Below are 19,786 nucleotides of genomic sequence, written 5' to 3' on the forward strand. Positions count from 1 at the left end.
GGTCAGGCTCGCAGCGCGAACGCCACGTTGCGCAGGGATTCGATGAAGTAGGCATGTCGCCAGTACAGGGGGAGCTGCTCTCCGGAGGGCGACCTGGGGGACGAATCGTCCCGGAGGTTGACGTGCAGCTTCCCCTCCGCGATGCGGGCCCATGGGGCGGCATCGCCACGGGCGTTCATGATGGTGGCATTCTGTTCGAGCACGAGGCGGATCGCCTCCTCGTAGTCGCCCCCATGCAGCGCCCTGGCGAGCCGCATCCAGCGGGCTCCGGATTCTGGCTCCCCCGTTCCCGCGCGAAGCTCCAGTTCGATGTCTTCCGTCGCGCGCAGGTCGATGGTCTCCCGGGGGGCCGTTCCCCAGAGCTCGCGGATGCCCCGGGCAATGGCTTGCACGGATTGCCCTTCATGGCGGAGGACGTGCTCGAAGAGCGCGACGGCGGGGGCAATGAGCAATTCACAGGCGCGGATGCGCTCCAACCGGTTCGCGAGCGCTTCACCCACGGCGCCCTGGTCACGGGCCCGCCACGCCAGCCGCTGGAGGGACTCCGGGGTGAGCTGCCAGTCCGGGTCGTCCAGGGTGCCCTCCAGCACGTCCGCGAAGACCCGCTGAAGGCCTCGCGTGGTTTCCCGGTCGCCGGGGCCGCCATGCAGCAGGTGCTCGCGGTAGAGGGCCCTTTCAGGCGCGCGGAGCTTCTCCAGGACCCGGGCGATGGCGTCCAGCAAGGCCTCGTCGCGACCGCCCTCCTTCAGGTCGAGAGTGCCGGGCTCCCGGGCCAGGTGGTCGACGAGGCCGCGTACGCCTCGCAGACCCACTGTCTCCAGCAGGGGCAGGTGGACCTTCTCCACCAACTGCCTTGCGACGGGCGTGAGGTGGACCGGATTTCCCTCTAACAGGCCGGAGGCCTTCGCGGGCACCGAGTACAGGCCCCAGAGGCCGTAGATCTTCTGGTTGCTCAAGATCTGGGCGTCACTGTCCGTGCCCAGCATCACGATGCCCGGCTTCGCCAACCGGAGCGCCACGCGTTCCGTTCCGCGGAAGCTCCGCTCGTTGTTGCGGGATGCACGGGCGTAGGCCGCGAGCTGCTCCCACTTCAGGAACGTGGTGACGTACTCAGCGGACTGGGTCTCCGCGGCGACCCGCTCTGCGAAGTAGTAGCCGAGCAGCAGGACCGTGAAGTCCGTGACCGAGTTGCTGACGGTGGTCAGGTTGCCCACGACATGGCGCCCGAGGCGGGACCAGATGGGCTGGACTCCCAGCGGATCGCGCGAGCCCTTCACCGCCGCGCGCGAGTCCAGCTGGGTCAGGAATGGAATGGCGAGCATGGGGAATGCCTCTCATCAAAGCACTCCTCTCCACGTACTGTCCTTCACCCGGAGACAGGGGTCTGCGCTGACCCGATGGCTTGCTGCGCGGTGCCGCGCCCGATGCGCAGCACGACCAGCGCCGCCGCGAGGCAGATGACGCCCGCGACGACCCAGGCGGGCGTGTACGTCTCCAGCGACGTGCGGATCCGCGACCTGCGGCCCCTCTTGATGGACGGCTTCGTGGTGCTGGAGGTGGGCCGCACCGACCGGCGCCAGCGAGTCATCGCCATCATTCCGGAAGGGCAGGGCGTCTACCGCAAGGCCCGGCCCCTCTGGCTGCGCGCCCAGGCGGACTTCGAGCGCGTCGTGGGCGACACCCAGGCCTCCGCCCTACGGGACCTGCTGGCCACTGTCTCGCGAACCCCGCTGGGCGAAGCCGCCGCGGCGACGAGATGCCCTCCTGCTTGCAGGGCTCCCTCCCGTCGCCGCAGTTGAAAGCCGCCGTCCTCAGGGTGTGGGGGCCGTGGCGGTGGCGGGCTTCAGGTAGCGGTCGAAGAACTCCAGGACGCGCCGGTCCACCTCCGCCTCGTTCTTCTTCTTCTTGAAGCCGTGGCCCTCGTCGGGGAGCAGCAGGTACTCCACGGGCACGCCGTTCTTCTTCACCGCCGCCACGATGTCGTCCGACTCCGCCTGGGGGACGCGCGGGTCGTTGGCGCCCTGGACCACGAACAGCGGCTTCTGGATGCGGTCCGCGTGGAAGAAGGGGGAGATCTCCTTGAGCATCGCCTCCTGCGTCTCCGGGTTGCCCATCTCCTGGAACATGGCCTGACGGAAGGCGCCCCACTCGGGCGGCATGCTCTTCAGCGTGCGCAGCCAGTTGGACGGGCCGAAGACGTCCACGCCCACGTCGAAGGCGTCCGGGTGGAAGGCGAGCGCCGCCAGCACCATGTAGCCACCGTAGCTGGCGCCGAGGATGCCCACGCGCGAGCCGTCCACGTACGGCAGGCTCGCCAGGTACTTGCGCGCCTCCACGCAGTCGCGCAGCGGATCCTTGCCGTGCTTCTGGTCATCCGCCTTCAGGAACGTCTTGCCGTAGCCGGCGCTGCCCCGGTTGTTGATGCCCAGCACCACGTAGCCGCGGTTCACCAGGTACTGGACGAAGTTGTTGTAGCCCCGGCTCGTCTGGCCGCCGGGGCCGCCGTGCACGTAGACGATGGCGGGGGCCTTGTGCTCCGCCGTCGCCTGGTGCGGCTTGAAGAGCAGGTTGGGGATCTCCATCCCGTCGAAGGACTTGAAGCGCACCACCTGCGCGTCCACCAGGTTCTCCGGGTCGAGCTCGCGGCTCATCGTGTCCGTCACGCGCCGGGTCTTCTTCGTGGCCAGGTCCAGGACATAGAGGTTCGCGGAGGTGCGGTCCGTCTCCAGTTGGACCGCCAGCTGCTTCTCGTCACGGGAGAAGACGACGTCGGAGATCATCCCGGCGGGGAGCTGCGTCAGCGGAACCTGGGTGCCGGCCTTCACGTCGTGCAGGCGCACCTCGACACCGGCGTCCACGTTGATGATGGAGACGCGGAACGCCCCCGAGCGCGAGAAGTGGGTGCCGAAGATGTCCCAGTCCGCCTTCTCCACGTCCTCCCACTTGCCGGCCTCCTTCGCCGGGCGCACCACCCGGGTGAACTCCGAGCCGTCGTCCGTGATGACGTACAGCTCCCCGGTGACGGGGTGGATGTCCCCCACCCGGTAGCTGGCCGAGCCCGTGTGGGGCGTGAGGTTCTTCAGCGTCTTCGTCGCGACGTCGTAGCGCCACACGTTGCGGTCCGACGTGGTGACCGCCTCCTCCAGCGCCACCCAGCTCTCGTCCGGGGCCACGGCGGCGACGCCGAACCCCTTGTCGTTCTGGACCAGGAGCGTGCGCGCGTACGTCTTCGCGTCATGGCGGTACACGTCCATGGCGCCCGGGTCGCGCTCGTTGGTGGTGATGTAGAACGCGCTGTCGTCGTGGCTGAAGCCCAGGAAGTGGGCCACGCCCTGCTTCATGGGCGTGAGGTCCTTCTCCTTGCCGTCCGGCGTGCGCACGTAGACGTGCGACTGCTCGTTGCCCTCCTGGTCGCGCTCGAAGAGGAAGCGGCTGTCGCGCGGAAAGGTCCCGACCACCCGGATGCTGTCCGTCTTCGAGCGCGTCAGCGCGGTGGGCTTGCCCCCACCCACCGGCACGCTGTGCACGTTGAAGATGCCGGACGCGTTCGACGAGAAGAGCAGCTGCTTGCCATCCGAGGTGAAGACCGGGGCCATCACCTCCGTGGACCCCATGAACTGCTCCACCGAGTACTGCTTCGACGGCCGGGCCGCCGGCGCGCCCGCGGCCGCCTTCACCGCCGAAGCGGGCTTCGTGGCGGGCGGGGTGGCGGGTGGTGCGGCCCCCAGCAGCGGCAGGAGCAACGTCGAGGCAAGGACACGGGACAGGGACTTCCACGCGGGCATGCGGCCTCCGGGAACGGCGGACCGGGGCACTCTGGGCCAGGCCCCGCCGGGTTCAACAGGGGAGGGCGACAAACCTGACATAAGGCTGTCACGGGCAGGGGCGACATTGGGTGCGTTCCCACAACGCGGCACCGGAGCTTTCGCCATGACCCAGAACGACCTTCAGAAGACCCCTGCCCTGCGCGGCCTGCACACCTACGCGGGCGGCTGCCTGTGTGGCGCCGTGCGTTACGAGGCCACCGTGGACCTGGCGGACGTGACCCGCTGCAACTGCACCATCTGCATGAAGTACGGCTACGGCGGCGGCGCGGGGATGAAGCCGGACGCCTTCCGGCTCCTCAAGGGCCAGGACGCCATCAAGAAGTACGGGCGCGACGGCAGCCCCAACACGCGCAGCTTCTGCGGCCGCTGCGGCGTCGTGTGCTTCGGCGACGGCGACGTCCCGGAGCTGGGCGGGAAGTTCGTCTCCATCTACGTCAACACGCTGGATGACGTGGACCCGTCGCTGCTCGACTTCAAGTACTGGGACGGCCGGCACGACAACTGGATGGCCGGGGCGCGCTCCACGCCGTGGCCCTTCCAGGCCGCCGCCTGAGGACGCCCGGAGGGGCAGGGGCCTTCACGCGCCCCTGCCCGTCACCGCCCATGACTACACATTCCCCGCGGCGGCCCGGCCCGCGGCGCGGCCGGAGAAGATGCAGCCGCCCAGGAACGTGCCTTCCAGGGCGCGGTAGCCGTGGACGCCACCGCCTCCGAAGCCGGCCACCTCACCTGCCGCATAGAGCCCTGGGATGGTCTTCCCCTGGGCGTTGAAGACGCGGCCCTGGAGGTCCGTCTCGAAGCCGCCCAGCGTCTTGCGCGTGAGGATGTTCAGCTTCACGCCGATGAGCGGCCCCGCCTGGGGGTCCAGGATGCGGTGCGGCTTCGCGGTGCGCACCAGCTTGTCACCCCGGTAGTTGCGCGCCTGGCGGATGGCCGCGAGCTGCAGGTCCTTGCTGAAGGGGTTGTCCATCTGGAGGTCGCGGGCCTTCACCTCCCGCTCCACCGTGGCGAAGTCCAGCAGGGGGGCTTCCGTCTTCGCGTTCATCCCGGCGACCAGGTCGCGCAGGTTGTCGGAGATGACGAAGTCCTCGCCCTTCTCCTTGAAGGCCTCCACCGGGCCCATGGCCTTCTTGCCCACGGCGCGGTTGAGCACGCCCAGCCAGTCCTTGCCCGTGAGGTCCGGGTTCTGCTCCGAGCCGGAGAGCGCGAACTCCTTCTTGATGATCCACTGGTTGAGGATGAACCAGGTGTGCTCGTGGCCCGTCTTGAGGATGTGCTCCAGCGTGCCCAGCGTGTCGAAGCCGGGGAACAGCGGCGGCGGCAGGCGCTTGCCGGTGGCGTCCAGCCACAGCGAGCTGGGGCCCGGTAGGATGCGGATGCCGTGCCGGGGCCAGATGGGGTTCCAGTTCCGCAGGCCCTCCGTGTAGTGCCACATGCGGTCGCGGTTGATGAGGCGTCCGCCCGCGGCCTCCGTGATGGCGATCATCCGGCCGTCCACGTGGTCGGGCACGCCTTGAATCATGAACTTCGGCGCGGGGCCCATGCGCTGGGGCCACGCCTTGCGCACCAACTCATGGTTGCCGCCAATGCCGCCGGACGTGACGATGACCGCGCTCGCGCGCAGCTCGAAGTCACCCACCGTCACGCGCGAGCTGCTGGCGCCTCGGGGGACGTCCGTGGGCTCCAGCAACATGCCGCGCACGCCCACCACGGCGCCGTTCTGCGTGAGCAGCTCGTCCACGCGGTGGCGGAAGTGGAAGGTGAGGGTGCCCTTGGCCTCCGCTGCCTTGGCGCGGCGGACGAAGGGCTCCAGCACGCCGGGGCCGGTGCCCCAGGTGACGTGGAAGCGGGGGACGGAGTTGCCGTGGCCCACGGCGCCGTAGCCGCCTCGCTCCGCCCAGCCCACCACGGGGAACCAGCTCATGCCCTGTTGGACGAGCCAGGGGCGCATCTCGCCCGCGGCGAAGTTGACGAAGGCCTCCGCCCACTGGCGCGGCCAGTGGTCCTCCTCGCGGTCGAAGGCGGCGGTGCCCATCCAGTCCTCCAGCGCGAGCGCGTGGGAGTCCTTGATGCCCATGCGCCGCTGCTCGGGCGAGTCCACGAGGAACAGGCCGCCGAACGACCAGAACGCCTGGCCGCCCAGGTTCTGCGGTCCCTCCTGGTCCACCACGGCGACGCGCTTGCCCGCATCCGCGAGCTCGGTCGCGGCGACGAGTCCCGCGAGCCCTCCGCCCACGACAATGACATCCACTTCCTGTCCCATGCGTGCCTCCCGGTAGCACCTGGCGCGCGGATGATAGCGGTTCGCGCGGATTGCGCGTGGCCCTTCACATGCGCAACTCAAAAGGGGAGGTGAATCAGCCATGTCACGCAAGACAATGGATTGCCGGGAGGCCCCCAGCGAGTCCAACTGCTCGCTGACCATCACCGGCGAGGAGGACGAGGTGCTGCGGGCCGCGGTGGAGCACGCGGTGTCCGTCCATGGGGAGAAGGACAGCCCCGAGCTGCGGGAGATGATCCGCGGCTCGCTCAAGGACGAGGCGCCCATGGGTGTCCCCATGCGGAGCCCCGAGCCCGCGCGGCCGGGCATGCAGTGAAGCGTCCTCCGAAGCGCCGGGGGGCTGGCCTGGAGGCGGACCGGGCGCCACGGCGCTCCGGAGGGTAGAGTTCCGCGCATGGACTCAGGAGTGAAGGGCAACACGGGACCGCTGGGCCATGACGCCGCCGCCTACGCGCAGCGTCAGGAAGGGCTGTCCCCGGAGCCGCTGCGGGACGCGGCCTGGAGCGTGGCGGGGCAGCGGGCCTTCGGCGTGGTGCTCGACGTGGGCTCGGGCGGTGGCGGGTGGATCCGCCGGCTGCAGCGGAACCCCGCCGTCGAGCGCATCCTCAGCACGGACATCCACGACGCGGGCGCCAGCCGCCTGCCGGGCGTGGAGTTCCAGCTGCGGGACGTGTCCCGGGACACGCTGCCGTGGGGCGACGCCTCGGTGGACTGGGTGTTCGCCATTGAAGTGCTGGAGCACCTGGCCAACCCGCGCCACTTCGTGAAGGAGGCCTTCCGCGTGCTCAAGCCCGGAGGCCACCTCTTTTTCACCACGCCCAACAACGACAGCCTGACGGCGCGGCTGTCCTTCCTCGTCCGGGGCTACTTCCCCGCGTTCTGCGAGCAGGACTACCGCGACTCCGGACACATTACGCCCATCACGGAGCTGGACGCGCGCCGCATGGCCGTGGAGGCAGGCTTCCAGTCCATCGACTTCGACTACCCGCTGCCCGGGCGCATTCCGCGCAGCAGCGTGTACTGGCAGCGGTTCCTGCCGGGGCTGCGCGGCCGGTGGTGGAGCGACGGGCTGTTCGCGCTGCTCACCCGGCCGCGCTGAAAAAGGCCCACACTGGGACTGGTCGCCTGTTCAGTCTCCATGGTAGCCCTGCCGCGAACCAGCGAGGAGCGCGGATGCAGCAGCGTTGCGTGTGGGTGGGAGCGGATCCGCTGTACCAGACCTACCACGACGAGGAGTGGGGCGTGCCGGTGCGTGACAGCCGTGCGCTCTGGGAGATGTTGATGCTGGAGGGCTTCCAGGCGGGGCTCGCGTGGATCGTCATCCTGCGCAAGCGCGAGGCCTTCCGGAAGGCGTTCAAGGGCTTCGACCCGAAGGTGGTGGCGCGCTTCACGGAGAAGGACGTCACGCGCCTGATGGCGGACGAGGGCATCGTCCGGGCGCGCGCGAAGATTGAAGCGACCATCGGCAACGCGCGCGCCTGGTTGAAGATGCAGGAGGCGGGCGAGGACTTCTCCACGTTCGTCTGGGGCATGGCGGGCGGGAAGCCCATCCGCAATGTGTGGAAGGGCCGGGGCGACGTGCCGGCGAAGACGGAGTTGTCGGAGGCGTACTCCAAGGCCTTCAAGCAGCGCGGCTTCAAGTTCGTGGGGCCGGTCATCGTCTACGCGTGGATGCAGGCCACGGGCATCGTGGATGACCACACGGTGGACTGCTTCCGGCACGGCGTGCGGCACCGGTGAAGTGAACCGACGAAACACCCAGGAGATATGGAATGCGGATCAGCGTGACGAGCGTGATGGTGGATGACCAGTCCAAGGCCCTGAAGTTCTACACGGAGGTCCTGGGCTTCGTGCTGAAGGTGGACATCCCGATGGGAGGGGAGCACCGGTGGCTGACCGTCGTCGCGCCGGACGCGCCGGAGGGCACGCAGATCCTGCTGGAGCCCATGGGCTTCGCGCCCGCGCGTGTGTTCCAGAAGGCGCTGTTCGACGCGGGCATCCCGTTGACGTCGTTCGGCGTCGACGACTGTCAGGCGGAATATGAACGCATGGTGAAACTCGGCGTGGTGTTCCGCAGCAAGCCCACCGTCATGGGCCCCGTCACGGTCGCTGTCTTCGAGGACACCTGCGGCAACCTCATCCAGATGGCGCAGGTGTAACGAGCCGTGTATCGGCCGTTCGTCGTATGTCACCCCGAGTCAGCCAGGGTTTACGCTGTGTCCTGGGTTTTCATGCTGACGGAGGGGGGATGTCATGACGATGCGGATTCAATCCAGGGTACCGCCGCAGGAGCCTCGCAAGGGGCTCGCGGCGGGAACGGCACGAGGCAATACGACGCAGGGGACGCCGGCGCGTGCGCCGGAGGTGGCGGCTCGCCGGGCGGGCTTCTCCGAGCAGAGCGCGTTCGTCTCCAAGCAGCCGGACGTGACGTCCACGCTCAAGCGCGAGTTCGGCGCGCTGGCGTCGGACAAGCAGAAGTTCCACGAGACGATGCGGACGGTCTACGGCGAGGGCTACGACGCCGCCAAGGCCGAGCAGTTCCGGCAGCAGGCCCTGAAGGGCGACTTCGGCTGGCTGCCGCCGGTGCGCACGGTGTCCGCGGAGACGCTGAACGGGGCCAACGGCGCCTACGACGCGGAATCTGGCACGGTGCTCATCAATGAGTCGCTGGATCCGTCGCTGGCGGCCTCCACCTACGTGGAGGAGGCGGGCCACCACCTGGACACGAAGCTCAACACCGAGGACACCCAGGGCGACGAGGGCGAGCTGTTCCGCCGCCTCCTGTCCGGGGAGAAGCTGTCCTCGAAGCAGGTGGCGGACATCCGCGCGGAGAACGACAAGGGCACCATCGTCGTGGACGGCAAGGCGAAGGAGGTCGAGTTCTGGAACCCCTTCAAGGCCATTGGTGACGCGGCCAAGGCCGTGGGTGGCGCGGTCACCACCGCGGCCAAGGCCGTGGGCGGCGCGGTCACCACCGCGGCCAAGGCCGTGGGCGGCGCGGTCACCACGGCGGCGAACTGGGTGGGCAACGCGGCGAAGACCGTCTGGAGCGGCGTGAAGACCGTGGCCAACCGCGCGGGCGACGGCCTGCGCAGCCTGTTCACCGGGGCCATCAGCACCGTGGTGGGCGCGTTCCGCAACGTCGGAGAGGGGGTGGGCACCTTCTTCGGCGGCATCGGCAAGTTGTTCCAGGGCAAGTTCGGTGAAGGCTTCAAGCAGATGGGGCTGGGCCTGCTGAAGACCGTCGTGCAGACGCCGGTGGATGCCTTCCTGATGATGGGCGGACGGGCCCTGAGCGCCATCCAGACGCTGATTGGCGTGGAGCCGCCCGGGCGCAAGCTGTCGGACAGTGAGATCGCCACGCTGCGCAGCGTCTACGGGGACTCCATCGACTACTCGCAGATGCGCATCAAGGAGGGCAGCTCCGGCCTCTTCAGCACCACCGGGCGCGCGTTCACCCACGGCAACACCATCTACATCCCGCCGGACAACCTGCCCCTGACGCCGGACCTGCTGGTGCACGAGTCGGCGCACGTCTGGCAGCACCAGAACGGCGGCACGGACTACATGAGCGAAGCCCTGGTGGCCCAGCACATCGGAGACGGCTACGACTTCGAGAAGGGCCTGGACGCGGGCAAGGCCTGGAACGAGCTCAACCCCGAGCAGCAGGCGGAGTTCCTCCAGCAGGCCCAGCTCGCGGGCTACTTCGCCAACCCCGCCGCCGGCTTCCACTTCAACGGCAAGGACTACACGGCGCAGATTGAAGCGGCCATTGCCCAGGTGCGGGCCGGAAAGGGAGCGCCGTAGGCCATGCGGTCGCCGCGCCTCGCCAACCTGGGGTGGGCCTGGGTCCTGCTCCTGCTGCTCACCGCGTGTCGTCCGGTCCTCCAGGTATCCCTGGTGGCGAGCGCGCGGCAGCTGCCCGCTCCGCGCTTCACCGTGGAGGATCCGGAGCACGTGGATCGCCCCCGCTACACCACCGTCCAGGTGCTGGACCGGGCGGGGGAGATGTACTGGCAGCTGCGGGCGGAGCCGTACGGCGACCTGGCCAGCGTGGCCTCGCTGACGTACGGCGAGGCGCCCCCCGGCTTCACCGTGCTGGACGGGCCCCGGGCGCTCCAACCCGGGGGCCGCTACGCCCTGTACGTGGTGGGCAAGAACCGGGGCACGCTCCACTTCGACGTGGACATGGAGGGGCACGCCACGGAGGTCTCCCCCTAGCGTGAAGCCCCGGGCTCCCGGGGTGTTGCGCTAGCGTGGAGCCATGTCTTCGGAGCGCAGCAAGGGCCGTGTCCGCACGGTGGAGGAAGGGTTGGGGCGGCTCTCCTCGCGTGATGCGGGTTCACGCGAGGAGGCGGTGTCGGCGTTGGAGGAGCTGCTGGTGTCCGGGACGCCGGAGTCGCGGGAGCAGACCGCGCGGGCGTTGTTGGAGGAACTGGGCCGGCCCGGAACAGCGGTCGCGGAGCCGCTGCTGTTCGTGTTGCAGCGCGACTGGTGGCCCCCTCAGGCGGGCCTCACCGGCCTCGCCGTCCAGAGCGTGCTGGCGGTGCTGGCGCGGATGGACGCGGAGTCGCCGGCGCTGGAGAACGCGGCGACCGTGCTCACCATGGTGTGCCGGGTGGATCCGCCCCAGCTCACCGCGCTGGATGGGATGTTCCAGCACCCGAGCGTCGCGGTCCGCAGCGCCATGGCGCGCATCGTGGGACGGCTGGGCACCGCCGGGGCGTCCGGGCTGCCCAGGCTGCTGGAGCTGCTGGAGGACGAGGAGCCCGTGGCCCTCTCCGCCCTGGAGTCCCTGGCCGCGCTCGCCCATCTGGCGCCGACGCTCACCGCGCCCCGGTTGCTGGGGCAGGTGCGCACGTCGGATGGCGCGCGCCTCTACCTGGCGCTGGTATCGCTGCGAGGCCTGCTGGAAGAGCTGTACCTGGAAGATGAGCCCGCACCCTCGTTGCCGGACCAGGAGTCCGTGCTGCTGCGCACGCTGACCGCGCCCGAAGCGCCCATCCGGCAGGAAGGGGCGACCCTGTTGGGATTCAGCGGCCCCTTGTCGCCCGCCGCCGTCGCGGCCCTGCGCGAGCACCTGCGGGACGAGAGTCCCCATGTGGCGGCCCGCTCCGCCGTGGCGCTGGTGCGCTCCGGAGCCCCGGCGGCGGAGGCCCTCTTCCTGCTGAAGGGACAGCTGGGCCCGGCCGCGTCGCGCGAGCTCCAGGAGGCCGCGGTGGCCGCGCTGATGGATGCGGGCCCGGACCAACTGGGCCGGGCCAGGGGGATGCTGGAGACGGTGGCTCGCGACGCGGTGGGGCTGACGCGCGAGGCCCTCTTCGAGCTGCTGGGACAGCTTCCCTGACGGCGGGACCCGCCGCGTCCCCCTCCACCCCCTGTCTTGACGGGGTCGCACTTCGCGGCCCAGGATTGGGAGTGCAGCACCGTGGGAATAATCCCATGAGGGGGAAACATGGCTGGCTTCTTCGACGAAGAGGACGAGGCTCCGCAGTCCAACACCGCGCGGGTGGAAGAGGTGCGGCTCCGTCCGCGCGGGCCCACCCCGCCCCAGGAGGAGTTTCCGCATCCGGGCCGGAAGCCTGGAGCGGGGTTCTTCTCCGACGCTCCCGAGCCGCTCCGGCGTCCCGGAGGCCAGGCGGATTTGCAGATGCCGGCCGTCATGCCGGATGACGAGGGGGGCTTCTTCGGGAGCAACCGCTCCCAGACGGAAGACCCCTTCAGCATGCCCTCCTCGGGGGAGGAGCCGGCGGAGGACCCGGTCATGGCCGGCATCGAGGCCGCGGGGAATGGCCGTTCCGCGAGCCAGCAGCAGCGGGACAAGACCTACGACGCCATCGGCAAGGTCGCGGGGGCCGTGGGCCTGGTCTCCGGCGTGGCGGACCTCGTGTATCCGGGCAGCGGCCCGGTCTTGAGGGGCGTGGGGAAGGCCGTTGGCGGGGCTGCCGTGGTGGGACGGGGGCTGGGGGCCGTCATGGACGACGCCTATGACCGGATCGATTCGAACCGCCACGAGCAGACGCAGGCGGACATCGCGCGGATGAAGGACCAGGCGGCGCGGGACAAGATCAACAAGAACACGCCTCGCGGCCACAACAAGATCACCGAGGACTGAGTCCATGCCCCTGCGCGCACACCCTGTGCAGAAGGAGTCGAAGACCCTCCTCTGCATCAACTGCCCGAACACCCTGCTGACCGTCCCCCCCAGCCGCTACACCTTGCAGCCGGACGACAGCTTCGCGACGCCGCAGATCCTTTCGTTGTTCGCCGCGGTCTGTGACACGTGTGGATACACAGAGCTCTACAAGGAAGGCCCGCTGTTCCAGGGCGGCAGGTCCGAGGAGGGGGAGTCATGAAGACGAAGGTCCTGCTGGCCCCGAAGGAAGACATCCAGCTGCAGTCCCTGGTGGCGACGCGGAGGCCCGATGACACGTTCTTCGGCACCTACCTGGCGACGATGACCAGCAAGCGCGTCTTCGCCGAGGACGCCAACGGCACGCTGCTCTTCAACTTCTACTTGAAGGACATTGCCCGCGCGGAGGTGCGCGAGAGCTTCTGGAAGGGCGACGGCATCCGGCTGCTCCTCCAGGACGGCAACGACTTCGTCTTCAAGCTGATGAAGGACGGCATCTACGAGGACGCGGACGCCGCACGGCGGTGGGTGAACACCATCAACCAGGTGTTGCTCATCTGGCGCAATCAGGCGCCCGCCCGCTAGGGGCGTGTCTGACGGATGCAGGTGGCGCTCGCCAGAGGCGCTGAGCGCCACCCGCACCGGGCCTAGCACTCCAGATTGTTGCCGGGGCTCACGCCCAGCAGGCTGCAGAAGTGCTTGTACGTGTCCACGCGGCTCTTCACCTGGCCGGGGTTGCGGCCGTAGCACTCCACCGACCCGTTGATGGTGCGGATGGTCTCACCGAAGCCCGCGCCGTTGACGATGGCGTTGTGGGCCGTCATGGAGCCCGCGCCGTTCTGCGTGGTCCAGAACCAGAAGCCCGTGCGCCACGCGGCGTTCGCGTCCTGGGCCAGCAGGTCCGGGTTCGACTGGAGCGGCAGGCCCAGCGCGTTGCCCGCCGCGCAGTAGTTGCCGTTCCACGACAGCTGCATGGGTCCGCGTCCGAAGTACCGCTTGCCCGGGGCGCAGCTGCACCCCGGAGGGCCCCACGACGTGTCGCAGTAGTCGCCCTTGTTGATCTCCTCGATGTACACGAGCCCGCCCGTCTCGTGTGACACGTTGGCCAGGAAGGCGGCCACCTCGCGCTTGCGCGTGTCGGTGTCACCCGTCGTCGCCAGGCCCGGGAAGCCATTCGCGGCGGCGATGAGCGCGTCGTACGTGTAGAAGCCGTTGCGGCCGGGGAACATGGTGTTGAACATGTCGCGGGTGAGGATGCCCCCGAAGCCCGAGCCGCCCCCGGTCCCTCCGCCGGAGACCTTGTCGAACGTCCAGCGCTGGTTGTCGCGGTCCGCGTAGAACGGGTACTGGACGATGAGCGTGCCGTTGTCCGCGGAGCCCCACGACAGGTCCATGGCCATGCCGGTGTGGCGCGGGTGGAAGCTGAACTGCGTGCCGCCCCGGTTGATGAACTGGAACTGCTGGTTGGCGCCGTCGACGTAGGTCCACTGGTGGAGGACGGCGTTCTCCGCGGTGCTCACTCCCACGATGTCCAGGGCCTTGCCGCTGTTGACGTTGATGATCTTCCAGAACCCGCCCGACGTGGGCGAGATGTGGAACTTCTGCGCGTTGGTGCCGTTGCAGTCCCACTGCTGCACCTTCGCGCCGTCCGCCGTGCTGGACGACGCCACGTCGATGCACTTGTTCGTCCGCACCGAGCGGATGACGTAGTCGCCCTCCGTGATGGTCGACACCACGGCGGCGCTCTCCACCTGGCCCACGGCTTCTTGCGCGGTGTCTCCGGCTTCCGGGCCCGAACAGCCCGCCAGCGCGCCCACGACTCCCAGCAAAGACAGACCGCGGATCATTCCCTTGTGGCTCATGACGTCTCCCATGGGTACCGCCAGCAGATGGAGGAACTCCTGGGAGGTGTATTTGTACGTCCCAGGTAGACTTTGTTTTCTGAAAGAACAAAGTCTCCTGGCTTCATGCCATCAGGCTAGATATTCCGTCAATCCGGGGAATCCGAAAGACGCTTCAGGAAGCGCTCCGTGAAGAGGTACGCGTCCCCCGGCCACCGCGCGGACACGTAGCGCCCGTCCTCCACCACGAAGGCGGGCGCGTGGTCCGTCGCGGTGCCGCGCTTGGACAGGACGCGGGGGCCTCGCTCGAAGTGGCTCGGGTCCGCGAGCGCGGCGGCGACCTCCTCCTCCACGTAGGCGGGGTAGGTGCGGTAGTAGCGCCCCAGCTTCCACGCCGTCAGCAGGTACGCGGAGCGCTCCATGTACTTGGGCAGGCACGTGGTGCGCGTGCCATGGAGCACGCTCCTACCGGTGGCGGGGTCCTTCGTGCGCGCCAGCACCAGCACGCCGTGGCAGATGGCCGCCACGGGCCGCTGGAGCGCCCAGAACGCCGCCACCTTCGTCTGAAGTGCCCCACTGCCCAGGTACTGCCGCATGCCCGGCGCGTGGCCTCCGGGCAGCAGGAGCGCGTCGAAGTCCGACGGTGTCACCGCGTCCCAGGTCAGCGGCTTCTGGAAGGCCTGCGTGAGCGTGAGGTCGCCATAGAAGCGCCGGGGCTCCGGCTCCGCGCCCAGCTGTCCGAAGAGCACGCCGGTGAGCAGCAGCGGATCCGCGGCGGGCATGTGGCCCTTCTCCGTGGCGAACACCACTTCATGGCCCGCGTCGGTGAGCATGCGCCAGGGCACGGCCACCTCGGTGACGTCGAAGTCATGGTCAGGCAGCGGGACGAGGACGCGGCGGGCGGAGGCCATGCGGCCAGTCTTTCCCGGGGCCCTGGGACTGACAAGCGGTCAGGAACCGCGCTCGACCTCCATGCGATAGCCCACGCCGCGCACGGTCTGGATGGAGAAGCGGGACGCGCTGGTCCACTTGAGCTTGCGCTTCAGGCTGGAGACGAAGTTGTCCACGGTGTGCGGGTCCACCACCACGTCCGTGCCCCAGACCGCGTCCAGGATTTCGTCGCGCTTGAGCGCCCGCTCGCGCTCCTTCAGGAAGAAGGCCAGCAGGTCGAACTCCTTGCGCGTCAGTTCCACCTCCGCGCCCTCGGGCGTCTCCACGCGCCGCCGATCCAGGTCCACGCTGTAGCCCGCGAAGCGCAGGACCTTCGCCGGGGCCACACCGGCGCGCCGCAGGTGAGCCCCCACTCGCGCGAGCAGCTCGCGCAGCCGGTAGGGCTTGCCCAGGTAGTCCTGCGCGCCGGACTCGAAGCCGCGCACCACGTCCTCCTCCAGCGTGCGCGCGGTGAGCATCAGCACCGGCACGCCCAGGCCCTCCTCTCGCAGGGAGCGGCAGAGCGCGTAGCCGTCTCCGTCCGGCAGCATCACGTCCAGGAGGATGAGCTGGAAGTCGCGGCGGGAGAGTTGCTCGCGCGCTTCCTTCACCGTGGCGGCCTCCTCCACGGCGTAGCCGCCCTGGTGCTCCAGGTTGTCGCGCAGCGCGAGCCGCAGGTTCGGGTCGTCCTCCACGACGAGGACGGTGGGGGCGGCGGTGGTCATGCGATGCTCCGGGCCTCGGGCCGGTACTCGGGTAGGGTCAGTTCGAAGGTGGTGCCTTCGGAGCTGGAGGCCGCCACGCGCAGCGTGCCTCCGTGCAGCCGGGCAATCTTCCGGCACAGCGCGAGCCCCAGCCCGCTGCCGGGAACCTCGCGGCCGTCGCGACCGGACAGCCGGTAGAACTCGCCGAAGACGCGCTCCCACTCGGACGCAGGGATGCCGGTGCCGTTGTCCGTGAAGTGCACGCGCCCGCCGGGCAGCGTCTGGACGTGCAGCCGCACGGGGCTGCGGGTGTTGTACGCGCACGCGTTGCGCGCCAGGTTCGCCAGCAGGAGCCGCAGCAGCTGCGCGTCCGCGTTCAACTCGCGCGCGTCCACGTCCGCGGTCAGCTCCACCGGAACCGGCGCGCCGGACTCCAGGTCGCGGCGCAGGTTGGAGACCAGCTCGTCCAGCCGCACCGGCGCGAGCTTCGGCACCCAGCGCCCCTTGTCGATGCGGTTGAAGGACAGCAGGTTCTCCACCAGGAAGCCCAGCCCGTCCGCCTCGCGGATGATGCGCGCGGGGTAGTCCTTCGCGTCCGCGCCCTCCGCCACCCGCCACTCCAGCGTCTCCGCGAGCAGGCGGATGGACGCCAGCGGCGTGCGCAGTTCGTGCGACACCGTGGCCACGAAGTCGCTCTTCAGCTCCAGGAAGCGGTACTTGCGCTGCTGCGCCACGAAGGCCAGCGCCGCGATGATGAGCGCCAGCGCCGCGCACAGCGCCAGCATCCACGTCTTGAGCCGGTAGCGGCGCTCCAGCGCCTCTTCGCCCAACGTCCACTCGGACGACTCCACCGCCACCGGCAGCGACGCCAGCGTCAGCACCGGCGCATCCCCCGGCAGGGTCACGCGTCCGTCCGCCTTCAGCAGGCCGCGCTCCCGCATCTCGCGTGTGAGCCCTGTCAGAAGCCCTGACAGGTCCAGCGCCAGCCCGCGCACGTCGCTCCCCTGGAGCGGCTCCAGGTACCATCCGGACCGCGCCAGCACCGGCTCGCGCACGCCCTCCGGAAGTGGCAGCGGCGTCGCGGACAGCTCGCGCGCCCTGGCCTCGAAGTCCGCCACCGGCACGCCCACGCGCGAAGAGAGCGCCACCACCTTCCCGCGCAAGAAGTCGAAGTCCTCCGGTGTGAAGCGCGAGCGCTTGAGCAACAGCAGCCGCTGCAACCCCTCCAGCCGCCCACCCCCCTGGCCGTCCAGGAGCCCGTCGCGCACCAGGGCCCGCATCAGGTCCGGCACCACGTCGCCCCGCGCCGCCACGTCCTCCAGCACCACCAGCAGCGACGGCAGGTCCCGCGTGGAGGCGAGCACGAAGCGGGCGCGGTGCTGGAGCAGCGCCATCAACGACAGCAGCGTGGCCTTCCGGTCCTTCGCCTTCAGCGCCTGCTCCACCAGCGCCATCCGCTCCAGCCGCTCCTTCCAGGGGCCATCGTCCTCGTCCGCCACCTCCGTGCCCGCGCGCAGCCGCGCGTAGCGATCCTTCGCGGGTGAGTCCCCCGCCGTGTCGAACTGCGCCAGCCGGGGCAGTACCTGCTCCCCCTGTTCCCGCAGGTACAGCCCCGGCGTGGCCACGAGCGGATCCTCCTTCGCCGCCGCCAGCGTGCCGCGCGCACCCTCCAGTCCTTCGCGCAGCGCCTGTCCCAGGGACGCGCGGGCGTACTGCTCCAGGGCCTCGCGCCGGGAGCGGAGCGAGGCCCGCGCGTCCTCGCGTTCGGCGGCGAAGATGCGGTGGAGATAGCCCAGGCCGACCCCGAGTCCGGCGAGGCCGAGCACGAGGGCGACGAGGGTGGGCAGCAGCCTGCGCGGCATCCGGACAGTCCCTACTTGATGGTGGGGACGCGGTCGGCGTCCATGGTGCGCACTGGCGCGAAGGACTCGAAGCGGTCCTCGCGGCGGTCCAGCTTCTTCGCCAGCCGGATGAGGTTGCCCAGCTCCACCACGTCCTGACGGGTCTTCAGCGGCGTGCCCAGCTCCTCCCACAGCGACACGAGCGCGTCGTAGGTGAGCGGCCGCGCCCAGTAGGAGCCGCGCAGCTTCTCCGCGAAGGCGGCGGCCACGTAGGACAGGCGGGTGGGGGACGCGGCCTTCTCATAGGCCGGGCGCAGGAGCGTCACGGGCATGGCCTTCTCGATGAGGCGCGAGCTGCCGCCCTCCGGGGCCTTGTAGCGGATGCGCAGCGTGCCGAAGTTGGACTGGGCCGGGTCGCGCAGCTTCACCTCGTAGAGGGCGGTGACGGCGTGGCCCGCGCCCACTTCTCCCGCGTCCACGCGGTCGTCGTTGAACTGCTGCTGGGTGAGCAGCCGGTTCTCGTAGCCGATGAGGCGGTAGCGGGACACCGTCTTGCGGTCGAACTCCACCTGGAGCTTCACGTCCTTGGCCACCACCTGGAGCGTGCCGGTGAGGTTCTGCACGAAGATGCGGCGGGCCTCTTCCAGCTTGTCCACGTAGGAGTAGTTGCCTTCACCCACCTGGGCCAGCCGCTCCATCAGCACGTCGTTGTAGTTGCCCATGCCGAAGCCCACGGTGGACAGGGTGATGCCCGCCGCCGCCTGCTCCTTCACGCGCTCCCAGATGCCGTCCGCCTCGGTGATGCCGTTGTTCGCCACGCCGTCCGAGCAGAGGATGACGCGGTTGATGCCGCCCTTCACCAGGTGGCTCGCGGCCAGCGCGTAGCCCAACTCCATGCCCGCCTGCGCGTTGGTGGACCCCTCCGGCTGGACGCTGTCGATGGCGCTCAGGATGGTGGCCTTCTGCGTGGCGTTGGTGGGGGCGAGCACCTGATGGGCGGTGCTGCCGTAGACGACGATGGACACCCAGTCGCGCTCATCCAGCGCGTCCACCAGCAGGCGCAGCGAGCGCTTCACCAGGCCCAGCCGGCTCTCCATGGCCATGGAGCCGGACACGTCGATGACGAAGACCAGGTGCCCCGGCTTGCGCTCGGCCCGGCTCACGTCGCGCGCCTTCACGCCGATGTGCACCACCTGGTAGCCCTTGCGCGCGGGGGAGGGGAAGCCCTCCACGTTCACGCTGAACGGGGCGTCCGGGGCGTTGGCGTAGCCGTAGTCGAAGGTGTTGACGAACTCCTCCACGCGCACGGCCTGCTCGTCCGGCAGCGCGCCGCGCTCCAGGTAGGCGCGCGTCAGCGAGTACGACGCCGTGTCGGTGTCCACGGAGAAGGTGGAGAAGCGCTCCTCCTCCGTGTCCACGGTGGGGTTCACGCCGTAGCCCTTGAAGTACATGTCGAAGAAGCGCTGACCCTTGGGGGCCACGGTGCGCTCCGGCGCGGGCTGCGGCGTCGGCACCGCCGCGGCCTGGGGGGCGCGGTACACCGCCTGCGGCGTGCCGTCCGGGACGACGACGTGCATGTACGGCAGGGCCCAGGACGGGGCGCGCTCGCGGTCGTTGGTGCTGTTCGGGTTGCCGGACGGCGCCAACTCCGCCAGGGACTCGAAGTTGCGCGTCGCGCCGCCCTTGCCCTCCGGGCGCGCCACCGCGATGCGCTTGATGAACTCCTGGTCGACGTTGACGCCCTGGTTCGTGGAGCCCACGTCGATGGTCGGCGGCGAGCCTATGATGGTCGTCGTCATCGTGAAGGACTCGGGGATCATCTCCACGTTCACGCGGATGGTGCGGTTGGGCAGCAGCTGGATTTCAGGGCGGGCGAAGGGATGGAACGCCTCCTGCTCGAACCGCAGGGTGTACGTGCCCGCGGGAAGCTGGGGGATGCGGTAGTTCCCATGGACGTCCGTGACGACCGTCTGTTCGCCCTGCAGGCTGGGAGAGGTCGCGGTGACGACCACGTCCGCCAGGGGCCTCTTGTCTTCGGTGTTCATCACCGTGCCGATGATGACGCCCGTGGCGGCGGTGCCCGCCTTGGGCTGGGCTCCCACGGGCGCGGCGGGCATCATCAGGAGCAGCGGCAGGGTGCTTCTCAGGAGGGACTTCAGCATGGACCACCTCTCGCGCATCAGGGTGGAGCCATCATCCAGATGCGCCCCGCATCGAACCGCATGGGGG

At 69.5% G+C, this 19,786-nt stretch carries 20 protein-coding genes; 12 read left to right on the forward strand and 8 right to left on the reverse strand.

Annotated elements, in window-relative coordinates; all coding sequences use genetic code 11:
• Positions 1-2 precede the first annotated feature (2 nt).
• Complete coding sequence (locus tag D7X30_RS31265) at positions 3-1,322, reverse strand: hypothetical protein (protein ID WP_120566635.1); 1,320 nt, start codon at positions 1,320-1,322, stop codon at positions 3-5.
• 102 nt (positions 1,323-1,424) lie between these two features.
• Here D7X30_RS31265 and D7X30_RS31275 point away from each other — a divergent pair, with 102 nt between their 5' ends.
• Positions 1,425-1,799, forward strand: a complete 375-nt coding sequence (locus D7X30_RS31275) for a hypothetical protein (protein WP_199724599.1) — start codon at positions 1,425-1,427, stop codon at positions 1,797-1,799.
• Positions 1,800-1,811: 12 nt separating this feature from the next.
• Here the strand turns inward: D7X30_RS31275 and D7X30_RS31280 are convergent, their stop codons facing one another.
• The gene (locus tag D7X30_RS31280) at positions 1,812-3,785 is read right to left on the reverse strand and encodes a S9 family peptidase (RefSeq protein WP_120566636.1); all 1,974 of its coding nucleotides are present in this window, start codon (positions 3,783-3,785) and stop codon (positions 1,812-1,814) included.
• Between the two features lie 145 nt (positions 3,786-3,930).
• Between D7X30_RS31280 and D7X30_RS31285 the strand changes: the two genes are divergently transcribed.
• Entirely contained in the window at positions 3,931-4,380 is a 450-nt protein-coding gene (locus D7X30_RS31285) for a GFA family protein (protein WP_120566637.1), read from the forward strand.
• Positions 4,381-4,434: 54 nt separating this feature from the next.
• Here D7X30_RS31285 and D7X30_RS31290 read toward each other — a convergent pair whose 3' ends face one another.
• On the reverse strand, positions 4,435-6,090 hold the full coding sequence (locus D7X30_RS31290) for an FAD-binding dehydrogenase (RefSeq protein ID WP_120566638.1): 1,656 nt from the start codon (positions 6,088-6,090) through the stop codon (positions 4,435-4,437).
• Between the two features lie 100 nt (positions 6,091-6,190).
• Here D7X30_RS31290 and D7X30_RS31295 point away from each other — a divergent pair, with 100 nt between their 5' ends.
• The 10 genes from D7X30_RS31295 to D7X30_RS31340 all read left to right on the forward strand — a co-directional run bounded on the left by D7X30_RS31295 (position 6,191) and on the right by D7X30_RS31340 (position 12,826).
• The gene (locus tag D7X30_RS31295) at positions 6,191-6,424 is read left to right on the forward strand and encodes a DUF1059 domain-containing protein (RefSeq protein WP_120566639.1); all 234 of its coding nucleotides are present in this window, start codon (positions 6,191-6,193) and stop codon (positions 6,422-6,424) included.
• A gap of 78 nt (positions 6,425-6,502) precedes the next feature.
• Positions 6,503-7,207, forward strand: a complete 705-nt coding sequence (locus tag D7X30_RS31300) for a bifunctional 2-polyprenyl-6-hydroxyphenol methylase/3-demethylubiquinol 3-O-methyltransferase UbiG (protein ID WP_120566640.1) — start codon at positions 6,503-6,505, stop codon at positions 7,205-7,207.
• Positions 7,208-7,281: 74 nt separating this feature from the next.
• Positions 7,282-7,848, forward strand: a complete 567-nt coding sequence (locus tag D7X30_RS31305) for a DNA-3-methyladenine glycosylase I (protein ID WP_120566641.1) — start codon at positions 7,282-7,284, stop codon at positions 7,846-7,848.
• Positions 7,849-7,880: 32 nt separating this feature from the next.
• Positions 7,881-8,267, forward strand: a complete 387-nt coding sequence (locus D7X30_RS31310) for a VOC family protein (RefSeq protein ID WP_120566642.1) — start codon at positions 7,881-7,883, stop codon at positions 8,265-8,267.
• A gap of 94 nt (positions 8,268-8,361) precedes the next feature.
• Entirely contained in the window at positions 8,362-9,915 is a 1,554-nt protein-coding gene (locus D7X30_RS42430) for a hypothetical protein (RefSeq protein ID WP_199724600.1), read from the forward strand.
• 3 nt (positions 9,916-9,918) lie between these two features.
• Complete coding sequence (locus D7X30_RS31320; protein WP_120566643.1) at positions 9,919-10,329, forward strand: hypothetical protein; 411 nt, start codon at positions 9,919-9,921, stop codon at positions 10,327-10,329.
• Positions 10,330-10,372: 43 nt separating this feature from the next.
• A complete protein-coding gene (locus D7X30_RS31325; RefSeq protein WP_120566644.1) occupies positions 10,373-11,455 on the forward strand; it encodes a HEAT repeat domain-containing protein in 1,083 nt (360 codons plus the stop codon).
• A gap of 108 nt (positions 11,456-11,563) precedes the next feature.
• Complete coding sequence (locus D7X30_RS31330; protein WP_120566645.1) at positions 11,564-12,223, forward strand: hypothetical protein; 660 nt, start codon at positions 11,564-11,566, stop codon at positions 12,221-12,223.
• A 4-nt stretch (positions 12,224-12,227) separates the two neighbouring features.
• Positions 12,228-12,464 (forward strand): hypothetical protein, encoded by a 237-nt coding sequence (locus tag D7X30_RS31335; RefSeq protein ID WP_121714613.1) that lies wholly within the window; start codon positions 12,228-12,230, stop codon positions 12,462-12,464.
• Entirely contained in the window at positions 12,461-12,826 is a 366-nt protein-coding gene (locus D7X30_RS31340; protein ID WP_120566647.1) for a hypothetical protein, read from the forward strand. Before D7X30_RS31335 ends, D7X30_RS31340 begins: the two co-directional genes overlap by 4 nt.
• A gap of 62 nt (positions 12,827-12,888) precedes the next feature.
• Here the strand turns inward: D7X30_RS31340 and D7X30_RS31345 are convergent, their stop codons facing one another.
• From D7X30_RS31345 to D7X30_RS31365, 5 genes are all read right to left on the reverse strand, one after another.
• Entirely contained in the window at positions 12,889-14,103 is a 1,215-nt protein-coding gene (locus D7X30_RS31345) for a glycoside hydrolase family 19 protein (RefSeq protein ID WP_120566712.1), read from the reverse strand.
• Between the two features lie 128 nt (positions 14,104-14,231).
• Positions 14,232-14,993, reverse strand: coding sequence for a type 1 glutamine amidotransferase domain-containing protein (locus D7X30_RS31350; RefSeq protein ID WP_120566648.1), 762 nt, complete (start codon positions 14,991-14,993; stop codon positions 14,232-14,234).
• Between the two features lie 39 nt (positions 14,994-15,032).
• Entirely contained in the window at positions 15,033-15,737 is a 705-nt protein-coding gene (locus D7X30_RS31355; RefSeq protein ID WP_120566649.1) for a response regulator transcription factor, read from the reverse strand.
• Positions 15,734-17,578, reverse strand: a complete 1,845-nt coding sequence (locus D7X30_RS31360) for a HAMP domain-containing sensor histidine kinase (protein WP_120566650.1) — start codon at positions 17,576-17,578, stop codon at positions 15,734-15,736. Before D7X30_RS31360 ends, D7X30_RS31355 begins: the two co-directional genes overlap by 4 nt.
• A gap of 11 nt (positions 17,579-17,589) precedes the next feature.
• Entirely contained in the window at positions 17,590-19,719 is a 2,130-nt protein-coding gene (locus D7X30_RS31365) for a von Willebrand factor type A domain-containing protein (RefSeq protein ID WP_199724601.1), read from the reverse strand.
• Between the last annotated feature and the right edge of the window lie 67 nt (positions 19,720-19,786).

Source organism: Corallococcus sp. AB011P, assembly GCF_003611605.1.
GTDB lineage: Bacteria > Myxococcota > Myxococcia > Myxococcales > Myxococcaceae > Corallococcus > Corallococcus coralloides.